A 14,647-nucleotide genomic window follows, 5' to 3' on the forward strand; every position below is an offset into this window, starting at 1 on the left:
AAACCCCTATGCCAGCTTATGGCTTGGTTGCCTGACCTAAATACTGGCTCACCTTTTTTGTCTGTTTAGCATCACTCCACCAATAATCCAACCCGACATTCAACTGCGGGCTCCGTGCCGGTTTTTGATACATATTCCAATAGGCATACCATTGATCAGCTTTACCATAGGTTGGTATTTGATAATAACCTGCACGCAGCAAGCGATCTAAAATACGCGTTTGTACCACCACTTGCTTACGATCAGGTGCTTGAATCAACTGTTGAATCATCTGATCAATCACCGGATTTTGAATGCCTGAATAATTATAATTTCCCACCTGATGGGCTGAAGTACTACCCCACAGTTGTACCTGTTCTTTGCCCGGTGTTAAAGACTGCGGCATCGTTTGTAGCGTCATATCAAAAGCTTGAGTACGCATCCGCTCATAATACTGAGGTGTATCAACCTGTCGAATGTTTAGCTGTATTCCTAGTCGCTTTAGATGGCGAACAAAAGGCACAACTTCACGCACAGCATCACTTGGCTGAATCAGAAACTCAAACTGGATCGGCTTATTTTTCCGATCCAACAATTGCCCTTTGGCATTATATCTATAGCCATTTTTTAATAAAATCTGTCGTGCGATAAGCAAATTATTTCGATTATAGCCCGATCCATCTGAAGCTGAATAATGCCAATTTTTTAAAACGCCGTTTCGCTGCTCAGGATGCAATTTCGCCAAATAAGGTTTTAAGATTTTGATTTCAGCAGCCGAAGGCAAACCCTTCGCCTCTAGTTCGCTATTAGAAAAATAGCTTTGCAGGCGTTGATATTGCCCATAGAACATCGCTTTGTTTTGCCACTCAAAGTCGTAGGTATAAGTTAAAGCTTGGCGAAAATAAATATCTTGAAAGGGCTGACGACGAGTATTAAACACAAAACTTTGCGTCGGTATCGGATTGAAATGCTTAAAGCGATACTTTTTAACGAGACCTTGTTTCACTGCGGGAAAGTTATAGGCAGTCACCCATTGGCGTGCGGACTCTTCCTCATGCAAAGTATATAAACCCGCCTTAAACGCAGTAAAAGCAATATCTTTGCTGCGATAATACACATAGCCCACACGGTTAAAATTATAACGCCCTTGATTGACCTTTAAATCTTTGGCCCAATACTTTGGATTACGCTTATAAACAACCCGCTGCCCTGCATTGATTTTCTCTAAAACATAAGGGCCTGAGCCTAAAATCGGCTTGACTGAAGTTTGACTAAAGTCTTTGCCTTGCCAGTCTTTTTTGGAATAAATTGGCATTCTGGCCACGATCAAAGGCATTTCCACATTATTTCGTGTTTTAAAATACATTTTGACGCTGTATTTGGACAACACTTCGGTCTTGGCTAAATCCGACAAATACATCTGTAAGCCAAAATTGGACTTGGTTTGAAAAAGATCAAAACTGAACTTTACATCAGCTGCGGTAACAGCACTACCATCACTAAATCGTGCTTTTGGGTTTAAATGAAAAATGATCGCGTTAAAATTTTTCGGGTCATAACTGACCTTTTCTGCCAGCAATGGATACATCACTGCAGGCTCATCTAACGAACTACTCATGAGTGAGTCAAATAAATAATTGGTTCCCTCAACCGCAGTACCGCGACCATTCATGCTGTTTAAGTTATCAAAACTCCCAATGACTGCACGTGTTAATTCACCACCCTTCGGTGCCTGCACATTGGCATAAGGCAGATGATCTAATTGGCTGTATTTCGGCATACCATAAGGTGCAATAAAAGGCATGGTCTGCACTGCAGACCATGCCTTTAAAGGTATCGTTACAAGGCTGAACAGCAAGAGCGTTGTTCTAACCATCATCGGAGATTTCTCTGAAATTGCATTTCAACTCAATATTAGTTCGGCACCTTAATTACATCACCAATGCGCAACTGCGTATTCGGCTTAATGTCATTGAGCTCAGCCAATTGCGAAGTGTCCACCCCATAACGGCTTGCCAGTCCAATTAAGGTATCACCACGTTTCACTGTGTACTGCGTAATCAGTTTCGGGATTTGAATGCTTTGGCCAACTTGTAAGCCCGCACGTGCACTGAGGTTATTTAAAGCAGCAAGCTCTGACACCGACATCCCAACACGACTTGCAATTGAGTTTAACGATTCACCTGACTTCACTTTATAGCTTTCAGTTGCTCGACCTGAATTTGCTTGTGGTTTTGCTGTCACTGTTTCTGTTTTAATTGGCGCCGGATCAACATCACCGTCTATTTTTAAACGCTGACCGACACGAACATTGGCCGTACGGCTTAAGTTATTCAGTTCAGCCAAATAGTTAAGCTGTAAGTGATATTTACGCGCAATACTATTTAGGGTTTCTCCCGATTTCACCACGTGAATATCAGTTGGGTTATTACTTGCAGTCGTTTGTTTTTCGACTGTTTTCGGCATTTCAACAGCAGATACTTCACCCGTTAATTTGAGTTTTTGACCCGCACGTAAGCCCGCTGTACGACTCATATTATTGAGGTCAGCAATATAGTCCATACCCAAATTATATTTCGAAGCAATCGCAGTTAACGAATCCCCAGACTGAACCGTATAAGTATCTGGCACAGTTGAACCCGCAGGGATTTTGATTGTTTGACCGACTTGTAAGCCACTATTGCTTGAAATGTTGTTTAAATCCGCAAGCTCAGACAGGCTCATTTTCGACTGTGAGGCAATGCTATAAAGTGTATCGCCACGTTGCACTTTATAACTTTCAACTTTGAACTGTGGTGCAGCTTTAGCATTATCAATTTTAACAGAAGAGGCTTTTGTATTATTTGCCGCTAAGCTTTTAACATCATTGAGAGGCACATTAATTTTTTGTCCCACCAACAAGTTGCTGCCCGCATTTAAACCTGGTGTTAAATCTGCCAATTCTTGATTTGATAGCGCATAACGGTCTGCAATCAGTTTTAAATATTCGCCACGTTTCACCGTATAAGACTGAATTGCTACTTTAGTTTGGCTGGTGGCTTTCTCATCGTTAGCTTTTGCGCGTGATTGTGCTGTTTCTTTTAAGGAAAGCTTTTGTCCCACACGCACGCCACTGCTCACACTTAAACCATTATAGTCAGCCAACTGCTTGAGGCTTAAACCAAATTCATCTGCAATACCCGTTAAAGTATCATTAGCACGAACGGTATAACTATCAGGCTTAGAATCGGTTTTTATAGCAGAACGCGGTTCGACTTTTTCAACCAGAGGTTTTGCGTCATATAAATAAATAGAGGTTCCGACATATAGTGTAGCATTGGCATCCATTTGGTTCCATTTCGCTACATCACGCCAATTCACCCCATTTTTAGCTGCAATTACGGCTAAAGTATCACCCGGTTGTACGGTATAAGTTGAACGTTTGCCTTTTGGCGGAACAATTACAATTTCAGAGTCAGTCTTAACAAAGTTTTTACCTTGATTACGTTTCACTTCGTCCGAATCCAGACTGGTATTGTCTGCCACCGATTTTGGATATGCAAAGCCTTTAGTCAACTCTTTACCTTGTAGCTCAGCCACAGACTGACTCGTTTGAATTGCAGTCAGTTTAATTTTGCCATCTAAAGGATCGACAATTTCTGTCCCTTGTGGTGCTAAAGCTTGAATTTCAGCAACCACTTCAGCTTGTTCTGCTTTGGTCGCAACAGGTTTTAGGACTTCATCAACAGTTTTAGTTTGACCTTCAGCCTGAATGGCTGCAGTTAACTGCTCACGCTCCGCAGCAGAAATCGGGGGTTCAACTGATACTGGTTTTACAGGTGTCACAGGCGTTACAGCAACAGGAATACGTGGTGCACTTGGAATATCGCTATTGGCAGCAAAGGCTGCTAGTGCACTCGAACCTTTAGGCGTAGAACCGCGTACGGGGGTACTTACACTTGTGGCACTAGATGACGTTACAGTGGATGTCGTTAACTTCGGCTCAGTTTTGGTTGTTGTTGCCGCCAAAACTGGAGGAGTATTTTTCGATGGAGAAATAGTTTTGCTGTTTAAAGTTGGTGGTTCAACTTTGCTCGGTTGGATTGTTTGATTATTTTCAGGCAATTTAGTATTGGCAGATGCCCATAAACCGCCTGAGCCACCTTGTAACTTCTTCAAACGCGCATCAACCGAAGGGCTCAAATCTGCAGGAATTAAAATTCGCATTGGACTTGAACTATCAATCCACTCTCCACGGTGTCCTGGATTTAACTGATATAATTCGGCTCGGCTTAAACCTGTAATCGACGCAACTTCATTTAAACTCACCGCGCCCACAGTGACTTCTCTAAAGTGCGGACGGTTCGCAATCGGCGGCAAATTAATGTTATAGGCATTTGGATTTTTAATGATCTGCGCAACTGCCAAGAAACGTGGTACATAGTTCATGGTTTCTTCAGGCAGTTTTAACGACCAATAATCCGTTGGTAAACCCGCCGCTTTATTGCGGTTAATCGCTTGTTGAATACGGCCCGGACCTGCATTATAAGCTGCTAGCGCAAGTTCCCATGAACCAAACTGGTTATATAAACTTCCTAAGAATTCATACGCAGCACGCGTTGACTCAACCACATCACGTCGGCCATCGTACTGGCTACTTTGTTTTAAGCCATAAATACGGCCAGTACTTGGAATAAATTGCCATAAGCCGGCAGCTGCAGCACTACTGGTTGCAGCAGGATCATACGAGCTTTCAATCACAGGTAGCAGAGCAAGCTCTGTTGGTAAACCACGACGCTCAGCTTCTTTAACAGTATGATACAAATAACGTGAAGCACGCGCACTTAAGCGATCCAAATACGGTTGACGTGAAATAAACCAACCGCGCTGTGCATCAATACGTGGATTCCAGTGATCACTGTTCATCTTAAAACCCACAGTCATCCGTTTCCACACGTCACCGTGCTTTAACACCAAAAGTCGATCCCCTTCCACCGCGCGCATATCGGTCGCAGAAAGGAGGTCTTCTAAAGAATCTAAACTGTTTGCATCTAAATAACCTGAACCCAGTTGTTTGGACTTCGATGCCTGAGTTGCACTTTGCGTCGAGGAACAGCCTACCAAACCGAGTGTCGCAAGTGCTGAACCGAGGACTGTAATTTTAAATAATGTCGGTAACATCGGTTGGCCAAAAAAGGTAGCTGACTTATACATAAGAGAATCCAAACAACTCGTATAAAATTTATTTTTTAGATCTGCCATTGTAGTAAAGCAGGCCACAGACACAAGGCGTTAATTTAACTCGAAATCAGTATAAATGTTACAAGAAATTAAAAAAGCTGCATCTTATACACTTCTCTAGTGCATTTGCGTTATACAATGGTGCCTGCTTAGTTTTAATTTTCAGTTTACGGAAGTTGTGTATGTCACAAACAATTACCCTGTATGTCGATGGTGCTTGTCGTGGAAACCCAGGTCTTGGGGGATGGGGTGCCTACATTATTACAGAAACTGAAGAACATAAACTGTGTGGTGGTGAAGATAATACCACCAATAACCGCATGGAACTCACTGCCGCTATTGAGGGTATCCTTTTTTGCCCAACAGACGCAAAGTTAATTGTTTGGACGGATTCAACCTACGTAAAACGCGGCATTACCGAGTGGATTACGGGTTGGAAAAAGAAAAATTGGAAAGATGTTAAAAATCCAGACTTATGGCAAAAACTCGATGCAGCCTGTCAAGGGCGTGATATCGACTGGCATTGGGTTAAAGGTCATGCAGGTCACGAAGGCAATGAAATGGCAGATCAATTGGCAAACCTCGGTGCCGATCAAACACAGGCTCAACTTCGTCAGTCTAAAACTGCAACAACAGAACCGTCTGTAGATAAAAAAAAAGTTGAACCCGACTGGTTGTTAAACGATCCTTTTGGTTTGGGTTTCGATGACGAAGAAGCCGATGACAGCGAAGATTTAGCCGAAAGTGAAATAGACGTTCCAGTACAAGTACCAAGTACAGTAGCTGAACCAGAATTTGAGACAACAAAGCCTTCTACTGATCAAACGCCTGAAATTACGGCAAGTGTCGATTTAACACAACTCAATCAACATCCGCAAATTGTGATTACCCCGCGCAAAGTTGAAGTCTTTGGTTCAAGACAACTCATTCTCGATACTGAAACCACAGGTTTTTATTATCAAGATGGCGACCGTATTATTGAAGTCGGTGCCATTGAAATGGTCAACCGCAAACTTACGGGTAGTTCAATTCATATTTATATCAATCCGCAAAAACCTGTGGGCGACTCTGAAAATGTCCACGGTATTTCAGATGACTTTCTTAAAGACAAACCGCTGTACCAAGATATTGCAGATACTTTGTTTGCATATTTAAAAGGTGCTGAGATCATTGCACATAACGCGACTTTCGATATGAACTTCTTAGATACAGAGTTCAAGCGTGCAGGTTTTGTTGCGCTTTCTGAAGTATGTGCGGTGACAGATACCCTCGCGATGGCAAAGTCTAAGCATCCGGGACAGAAAAACTCACTCGATGCCTTAGTTCGCCGTTACGAAATTCCACAGCGTGACCGTACATTTCACGGCGCATTGCTAGATGCTGAAATCCTAGCCGATGTTTACTTAGCTATGACGGGTGGTCAGGTTTCTTTTGATATGGACGCCCTATCACATAGCGAACAACAAAATAGCCAAGCAACACGTCAAACACTTGAAATTGAACTCCCAGTGATTTTACCCTCGACCGAGGAACTAGAAGCACATGAGACTTGGGTCAAACAATACCAAGAAAAACATGGCACACCTTGCCTTTTCGCCAAATAAAATCTAAAGTTTTTGTTAACTTTTGTATTACAAGATTTTTCAGTTAGGCTATAGTGATAAACAAGTTGCTATGCCTCTATTTGGCAGCATATAAACATGATAAAACACTAGGATAGGTGCAGATCAATGTCTTACCAAACCTCTATTCATTTTGATCCAACAGCGCTGCTGATAATAAAAAATGAAGTGGATAATTCCATTAAACTGGTTGAATCAGCTGTGAGCACCTTAGCAGAAGATCAGACTTTACCATTTGGAATTGACGATGCATTAAACCAATTTGAGCAGTGTGCTCAAGTCCTTGCATTGATTGATATGCCAAGCTTGGCAAAAATTGCTGAATACTCTGCTGAGTTAATGCGCAAGATCATGGGGAATCCTGCACAAATTAATACGCAAGATGTCATTGCGCTGAGTGAAGGCACAACGATGCTAAAGCGCTACATTGAATTCATCTGCTTAAGAGAAGTCAAAATCCCACAGTTTTTACTCGATACATTAAACCGACTGGAACTGGCTTTAGGTAAACCTTTGACCCAAGAAGGTCAACATATCGAGTCGCTATTAGATTGCATCACTCCTGATTTTCATTTACCCCAAGCACCAAGTCTTGAAAAATCACAATACGTTCACCGCTTGTATAAGCTTTCTTTGAGCAAAATGCTGAAACAAGAAGAGAGTGAGTTGGACTTACAAGCTATAAAATTGGTTGGAACCTATTTAGCGGGGCTATCTGAACAAACACCAAGTAAACAGTATTGGAACTTGGTCTATGTTGCACTCAATCAAATTGATCAGCTCATCATCAATGAACCCCGCTTACGCACCCTAGTCAGTATTGAACGTAATATGGCGCAATTCTTTGCAGCCCCTGAAAGCTTCAAAGCAGACTTAACAGATCTTGCTAATATTCTCAGCCTTTGTATTAGCCAAGAAGATGAAGTATCTCAGCAAATTCGGAGTCAACTCAACATTGGCGATGACCTACTGACTGATACTCAACTACAAGTTTTCAGCCGCCACTTATATGGCCCTGATTTTGAAACAATGCATACGATTAGTGATTTGGTCACCGCTGAAATGTCGCAAATCCGTAATGATATTGAGTACAACTACCAAAACATGACGCCAGAAAAGACTCAAGAGCTTCAAGCGAAGCTGGTCGATCTTGCCAATATTTTCAAAGTGTTAAATTTAAACGAAGCACATAATGACTTAAACCGTCAGGCAGCATCTCTCAGTCAAACTGATATGCTTAAAGATGAAAACTTTGCACAACAACTCATGAATGTCATTCTGTCAGCAATGAACTCGATTGGCGTACTAGAGCGTCACCATACATCAAGCCGCTTACAGCTTCGTGTCAACAACATGAATATCTCGCTAGACCGTTTAGACGAAGCACATGCAGCTTTGCTCACAGAAGCAAAAGTATCCATTGATTTAAGCAGTCAAGCATTGACGCAATACCAACAAGAACAAAACTTAATCGTGCTTGAGAATACCTCTGCCCAGTTACGTGAAGTAGCTGGTGCAATGTTGTTCTTGGGTGCAGAACATGGTCAAACAGCACTGAATATTGCAGCAGCATTTGTTCAACAACAGCTAGATGCAGAAACGGCTCTGACAGCAGCGCAAGTGAATCATGTGCTTGATGCACTCGCAAGTGCCGATATGCTGATTGAGAATTTAAAGAGTAAACAACCTGTATTACACAGCATGTTTGATGTAGCATTAGCCAGTAGCCAAAACTTAAAGACTGTTGCCTAATGTCAGAATTATCACTTGCATATATTTTTCATCAACAACAATTATTGGTTGACCATAACTTCCAATTGCCCCGTGTAGAAAAGTTAGCAAGTGATTTAAGTTTTCACTCGGGTGATCAGGTGATTGCCCGAGATTTATTAGAAAATGAGCCTATTCCCGAAGGTTTACAGTTAATTCCAATTCGTCAGTTACTTCCACTTTGGAGTACTGAGCAATTTGAGCAAGCCAGCCGCGCAATCCAACTACTAGAATGGCGCCGTAATCATAAGTACTGTAGCCACTGTGGTCATGCCACTCAAGCACATGCGACCGAGTACGCCATGATTTGCCCTGCCTGTGGTTATCATCAGTACCCACGTGTACAACCGTGTGTGATTACAGTCATCACTCGGGGGGAAAATGAAATCCTATTGGCTAAAAATGCACGTAACACACGCAGCAACATGTATGGTTTGATTGCAGGTTTTGTTGAGGTCGGTGAAACTTTAGAAGAAGCGGTACGTCGCGAAACCTTGGAAGAAGTCGGGATTCAAGTGCAAAATATTCAATACTTGGCAAGTCAACCTTGGCCTTTCCCGAGTAATTTAATGGTTGCATTTAAAGCTGAATATGCCTCGGGTGAACTATGTTTACAAGAAGAAGAAATCAGTGATGCACAATTCTTTAAGTTTGATCAACTCCCTGAAATTCCTTTTAAAGGCAGTATCGCGCATGCGATGATTATGCATGCGACTCAAGGGACTATTGTAGCCGATGACACACGTGAGTGGCTATAAGCTCACTCACTATTCCATGATAAGTTACGACCCAATTAATGCTTAAGTGCATCCTCTAACGCCTGCATGATTTTTTGCTTGGTACTAAAGTAACGACTAAATAAACTTGAGACTGAACCAATCATCGAGATATGTCCCATACGTGGTACGGTCCAAAGTTGACTGTAATTACCCTTTTCTTTCAATCTACGATCCAAGTCAACAGCATTGCTTAAGCCAACAATGTCATCATTTTCTGCAACCAGCAGATAATGTTTCACCGTATTCGACTCAACAAAATAATACGGCATGACTTCTTGATAAGGCTTGTTTTGATCAAAAGCATCTGCACAAATTGGATCGCCTTTATAGTCAAAATGATAAGGCCCTGCCAAACCAATAATGGCGGTAATTTGACTTCGGCACTGGATCTCATAAGGCTTAGGATGATAAAGCGCCGACATCACATTAAATGCGCCTGCGGAATGCCCCATCAATACGACTTTTTCAGTCGAAATCTGATACTTTTGTTGATGCACATTTAAAAAGTTTAAAGCCAAACTCAAGTCATCAATTGAGGTCGGAAAGATATGCTCAGGTGCCAAATGATAATTAATCACTGCCACATCAAAACCTTCTTTGGCAAAAGCCTCACCAATGAAGCGATAGTCTTTCTTATCACCATGCATCCACGCACCACCATGCACAAAAACAATTAGTGGACGATGCTCACGTGGCGTTTGTGTGCGGAACAAATCCAAACGATGTCGCGCACGCAAACCATAAGCTACATTTTCTTGAACGAAATAGCCTTTACGCGGCGTTAAACGGTTTAGGGCATAGCTACCGACATCATAAATACGAAAATCACGGTACAGTAATCTTGCATACTCTACCGAACGATTCAGTCCTTTAATAAAAGGCTGAAGTTTATTGAACATTACTTGGCTCAACTTGGTCTGGGTCTATCGCTACAGGTGTTTGTTCTGTAGGTACAGCATTCATCATAGGTGATGCAAATGCATTGCTCGTTTGTGATTGTTGTTCAATGTTATCAACTAAGGTAATAATTTTAGTGACGTTACCCACTTGTTGTAATACTTGGTTTAAGTCCGCAATTTCAGCAGTATTTAAACGCCCCATCACATACAACACGCCATCTTCTGTGTGAATCCGTACTTTTGCATCAGAAACCACCGCTGCTTTCATAATCAAACCACGGGTATTAGCCGTCACCGATGTATCTTGCATGATCGTACCGTAACTGATCTGGTCTCCAACAGTAATATAATTATGTACCGTTTTTACATCCGACATCGCACGGACATTATCTTCTGCGAGTTGACGTAAATGCTGATCAGGAACTTGTCCTGTTAATAGTACATTGCCGTGAAAACTTTCAATATTGACACGTGACTGTTTAAAACGGCTATCCAATTTATATAAATTAATTTTTGCAGTACGCTCAATTGAAGAGTCGATGAAAACTTGTCCTAATGAACGCGCACCACTTTCTGTTCCTACAGCAGCTGTCCCTGTTCCACCCGAAATGAAACTTGCACATCCAGATAAACTTGCGACACATAATACGGTCATTGCAATACGATTGAACACTCAGCAAGACTCCTCAATTTTTCAAACTATTTTTAATGCAGCATTTCAGCTCTGATTTTGTTCAAAGATTAATAAAGTCTTGATCAAAAGTAAAAGCATTTTCTATCCATTGCTGATCATAAGTGAATTTTGAAAAATCTTGCTGTATGGTTTTTGCAATTTCTTTAAAAAAATCAAAACAAATCACATCAAAGCGACAATAATAATGCTGGAAATGTGGATGATCTTGTAAAAATAACATGGCCGTTTTGGCTATTTTACGCTGTTTTGACTGGGAAATTGTTTCAACAGCTTGCGCAAATCGCGTTCTTGATCGCGCTTTAACCTCAACAAAGACCAACTCTTGCTCCTTCTGTACAATTAAATCAATTTCACCAAATCTTGAATGATAATTGCCTACCACATAAGCATAACCCTGTTGTTCTAATAAGACCAAAGCTTGCTGCTCTGCCCACTGTCCCAGTTTCATTCTGTTCTATTTCCCCGTTATTATTTTCTATGAATGGCAGTATGATCTAAAAATCACAGCTTAAATTATATATAGTTTGATGACTTTCATTATCTTCCTATCCGCTTAGACATAAAAGCTCTTATCTGAGATGTCTCACCACCACTTTTCTTGATGACTTCTACTTTTCCTTATTTCTTAATAGCCAAATTTCAAGCGAAGTCTTAAATTGTAGCTGGAAAATAGATGCCTCATAGATTCTAATTCACGCCATAGCGAGCAATTCGGGTAGAATGATGTATTGCAGTATGTTTGAAAAGATATATTGCACTTTTAGATTTTCAAGCGAAGTCCTTTTATTATTTTGCAGTGCGGAGAAAACCCATGAGTGCCCAGTTATTTGTAGTCGCAACCCCTATCGGGCACTTAGATGACATGACTTATCGTGCAATTGATGTATTAAAGTCAGTCAAAGTGATTGCTGCTGAAGATACACGAACCTCAGCTCAACTTCTTAAGCACTTCAATATTCAAACCCCTCTTACTGCATGTCATGATCACAACGAAAGTAATAAAATCGACTTGTTAATTCAGCGCTTGCTAAAGGGCGAAGACATGGCACTGATCAGTGATGCAGGTACGCCACTGATTAGTGATCCCGGTTTTAAATTGGTTCGTGCTGCACAAGAGCATAATATCCGCGTCATTCCTGTCCCTGGCGCTTGTGCCGCAATTGCTGCTTTAAGTTCAGTAGGCTTACCCAGTGACCGTTTTAGCTTCGAGGGATTTTTATCCTCCAAACAAACTCAGCGACTAGCAAACCTAGAAAAACTCAAAGACGAGACACAAACGCTAATTTTTTATGAAGCACCACATCGCATTTTAGACAGTGTGACAGATATGGCGAAGGTGTTTGGAGCAGATCGCCCTGTTGGTTTTGCACGTGAAATTACCAAAACCTTTGAAACCATAAAGAAAATGACTTTAGGTGAACTGGTGGCGTTCATTGCCAACGACCATCATCAACAAAAAGGTGAAATTGTTCTGGTTGTAGGCGGTGCAACTGCAGAAAAGGATATGGAACAAGAAAAGCTTGATCAGCTTTTAACACGCCTCTTACAAGATTTATCTGTAAAAGCTGCATCTCAATTGGCTGCCGACTTAACAGGGATCAAAAAGAAAATTGCCTACCAACGCGCTTTAGAACTCACTCAAGGTGACGCTTAAAAATACAAAAATAAAGAGCAGCAGAATTTAGGTTATTTTGCCTCGTTCTACTGCTCTAAATGTTAAGCGGATCCATATGAACCGCTTAACCTCAAATTATGTTTTTATATCAGTAAAAATTTATAAGTAAGAATGTGTAGAGCTTTGCCTCATACTTGAGTATTGTCTCTATAGAATTAACTTGCTTCTTGGTAGATACGACCGCCAGGTAGTTGGCAAAAGTATTGTTTCAAGGCATCCAAACAACGATGGATCTTCATCGGCTGTTGTTCATGCTTTGAAGTGATAGCATATAAAGTAAAATTTGGTAGCTTCCATTCTGGAATAACTTCTACTAAAGAACCGTTCACCAATTCTTTTTGTACATCCAAATATAAAATCCGAGCAACCCCATGACCATGCTGGCACAGCGTTTTTGTCACCAAAATATTGTTACTGGCTACTCTCGATTTCATCTCAAGCTCAACCATCTCACCTGTAACCACATTTTTAAAATCAAAATCATGATTATTTTTCATGATGGTAATCGGAATAAGATCGTGATTTTTTAAATCTTCAGGTCGTGAAATTGGCGCCGACTGGTTCAAATAACTCGGCGATGCAACCAAAATTTGTTCAACACGAGCCAAAGGCACAACATGAAAACTCTGATCGTCAACTATTGGCCCCATTCTTAAAGCAATATCAATACGCCCTGCAAGCAAGTCCACATAATGATTATCTGCTTCTATATGAACGGATAATCCACGATGTGCAGACATCCAATGTGACAAAGCAGGAATCACATGATTTGCACCCAACTCTGGCGTAGTCGCTATTCGTAGCTCACCGACTAGATCATCGCGCAATTCATTGATACGTATTTTGCCACGTTCAGCAGCGGCGAGCATTTCTTGACAGCTGTGGAAAAAAGCCTGACCTGCTTCAGTTAAATTCAACTTTCGAGTTGAGCGATGTAGAAGAACAACTTCCATCTCTTGCTCTAAAGAACGAATTTGCTGGCTCACAGCACTTGTAGTGATGCCTAGCTCACGCGCAGCACCACTAAAGGAACTTTTTTCTACAACACAAGCAAAAACACCCATTGCCCGTAGTTGATCTAACATAAAATTCTCTCTGGATTCATGAGAAGTTTTCATCTTTTCGATAAAAACAACTCATTGTATTATACGGTGAATTTTTTGCTTTGCATCCAGATTTTTTAATTTAATGGTAAAACTATAGTCGGATTGATTGGCTTGCCATCTAGGCGTACTTGGAACTCCAACATGGTACGATTTGTGCCTGTTGATCCCATTTCAGCAATTTTTTGGCCCGCTGTCACATTTTGACCGCTCTTCACATTCATTGCACTATTATGTGCATAGGCTGTGATATAGCCATCAATATGCTTGATCAAAATTAAGTTCCCATATTCTTTTAAACCGTCTGCCGCATATACCACCTGCCCATCTGCTGCTGCATAGATTGGATCGCCTTGGTTACCAGCATAGCGAATACCTTTCACATTATTGGCTAAATTGTAACCTTGCAATACAGCACCATTACTCGGTTTAACCCAACGTAAAGTCGAGGTTTGCGAGCTCGCAACAGGTGCAGTCGGTACTTTAGCAGGAGTCGTGCTGGTTGTGGTGGCTGTATTTTGACTCGGGAGACCAACATTTTGACGTTGAATTGGAGCAACTTGGGTCATTGGTTGTGTTGTTGTGGTACGCGGGCTCCCTGAGCCTTTTAAGCGTAGTGATTGCCCCACATAAATTCGGTACGGTGCAGCAATATCATTCATCTCTGCAACTGACAAATAACTCAGCCCATAACGCATCGCAATACCACTCAAAGTATCACCCGAACGAACCGTATAATAGTCTGGTGCTTTCGCAAAACGTGTTGCATTGTTGACCTGTGGCTTAGACGCACAACCACTTAAAATAACAGTCGAAACAACAGCAGTTGATAAAACAACTGTCTTCAACATGGCTGCGGGTACTGCAATGAAACGGATTTGAGACAACACAGACATTTATCTTACT

The 14,647-nt window shown here is 41.4% G+C and carries 11 protein-coding genes; 4 read left to right on the forward strand and 7 right to left on the reverse strand.

Features of this window, described 5'->3' with window-relative positions:
• Positions 1–16: 16 nt before the first annotated feature.
• Both ACE01U_RS01625 and ACE01U_RS01630 read right to left on the reverse strand, forming a co-directional pair.
• On the reverse strand, positions 17–1,858 hold the full coding sequence (locus tag ACE01U_RS01625) for an extracellular solute-binding protein (protein WP_395553116.1): 1,842 nt from the start codon (positions 1,856–1,858) through the stop codon (positions 17–19).
• 35 nt (positions 1,859–1,893) lie between these two features.
• Positions 1,894–5,172, reverse strand: coding sequence for a lytic transglycosylase (locus tag ACE01U_RS01630; protein ID WP_395553117.1), 3,279 nt, complete (start codon positions 5,170–5,172; stop codon positions 1,894–1,896).
• Between the two features lie 209 nt (positions 5,173–5,381).
• Here ACE01U_RS01630 and dnaQ point away from each other — a divergent pair, with 209 nt between their 5' ends.
• The 3 genes from dnaQ (at position 5,382) to nudC (ending at position 9,349) form a co-directional block, all read left to right on the forward strand.
• Positions 5,382–6,803 carry a DNA polymerase III subunit epsilon gene (dnaQ, locus tag ACE01U_RS01635; protein WP_110975306.1) on the forward strand — a complete coding sequence of 474 codons (1,422 nt, stop codon included), beginning with the start codon at positions 5,382–5,384 and terminating at the stop codon, positions 6,801–6,803.
• A 126-nt stretch (positions 6,804–6,929) separates the two neighbouring features.
• Positions 6,930–8,573: a chemotaxis protein gene (locus ACE01U_RS01640; RefSeq protein WP_086207793.1), complete on the forward strand. Its 1,644-nt coding sequence runs from the start codon at positions 6,930–6,932 to the stop codon at positions 8,571–8,573.
• Positions 8,573–9,349 carry an NAD(+) diphosphatase gene (gene nudC, locus ACE01U_RS01645; protein ID WP_110975304.1) on the forward strand — a complete coding sequence of 259 codons (777 nt, stop codon included), beginning with the start codon at positions 8,573–8,575 and terminating at the stop codon, positions 9,347–9,349. The genes ACE01U_RS01640 and nudC overlap by 1 nt, the downstream gene beginning before the upstream one ends.
• A gap of 35 nt (positions 9,350–9,384) precedes the next feature.
• Here nudC and ACE01U_RS01650 read toward each other — a convergent pair whose 3' ends face one another.
• The 3 genes from ACE01U_RS01650 to ACE01U_RS01660 all read right to left on the reverse strand — a co-directional run bounded on the left by ACE01U_RS01650 (position 9,385) and on the right by ACE01U_RS01660 (position 11,411).
• Entirely contained in the window at positions 9,385–10,269 is an 885-nt protein-coding gene (locus tag ACE01U_RS01650) for an alpha/beta hydrolase (RefSeq protein WP_086207795.1), read from the reverse strand.
• Positions 10,259–10,942 carry a BON domain-containing protein gene (locus ACE01U_RS01655; protein ID WP_086207796.1) on the reverse strand — a complete coding sequence of 228 codons (684 nt, stop codon included), beginning with the start codon at positions 10,940–10,942 and terminating at the stop codon, positions 10,259–10,261. The genes ACE01U_RS01650 and ACE01U_RS01655 overlap by 11 nt, the downstream gene beginning before the upstream one ends.
• Positions 10,943–11,003: 61 nt before the next feature.
• On the reverse strand, positions 11,004–11,411 hold the full coding sequence (locus ACE01U_RS01660) for a YraN family protein (protein WP_086207797.1): 408 nt from the start codon (positions 11,409–11,411) through the stop codon (positions 11,004–11,006).
• A 363-nt stretch (positions 11,412–11,774) separates the two neighbouring features.
• Between ACE01U_RS01660 and rsmI the strand changes: the two genes are divergently transcribed.
• Positions 11,775–12,617 carry a 16S rRNA (cytidine(1402)-2'-O)-methyltransferase gene (gene rsmI / locus ACE01U_RS01665; RefSeq protein ID WP_086207798.1) on the forward strand — a complete coding sequence of 281 codons (843 nt, stop codon included), beginning with the start codon at positions 11,775–11,777 and terminating at the stop codon, positions 12,615–12,617.
• 176 nt (positions 12,618–12,793) lie between these two features.
• On the opposite strand, the gene ACE01U_RS01670 is transcribed toward rsmI, so the two are convergent.
• Both ACE01U_RS01670 and ACE01U_RS01675 read right to left on the reverse strand, forming a co-directional pair.
• Positions 12,794–13,723, reverse strand: a complete 930-nt coding sequence (locus ACE01U_RS01670; RefSeq protein ID WP_086207799.1) for a LysR family transcriptional regulator — start codon at positions 13,721–13,723, stop codon at positions 12,794–12,796.
• Between the two features lie 95 nt (positions 13,724–13,818).
• A complete protein-coding gene (locus tag ACE01U_RS01675) occupies positions 13,819–14,637 on the reverse strand; it encodes a peptidoglycan DD-metalloendopeptidase family protein (protein WP_110975302.1) in 819 nt (272 codons plus the stop codon).
• Positions 14,638–14,647 lie beyond the last annotated feature (10 nt).

Source organism: Acinetobacter halobius (assembly GCF_044130335.1).
GTDB lineage: Bacteria > Pseudomonadota > Gammaproteobacteria > Pseudomonadales > Moraxellaceae > Acinetobacter.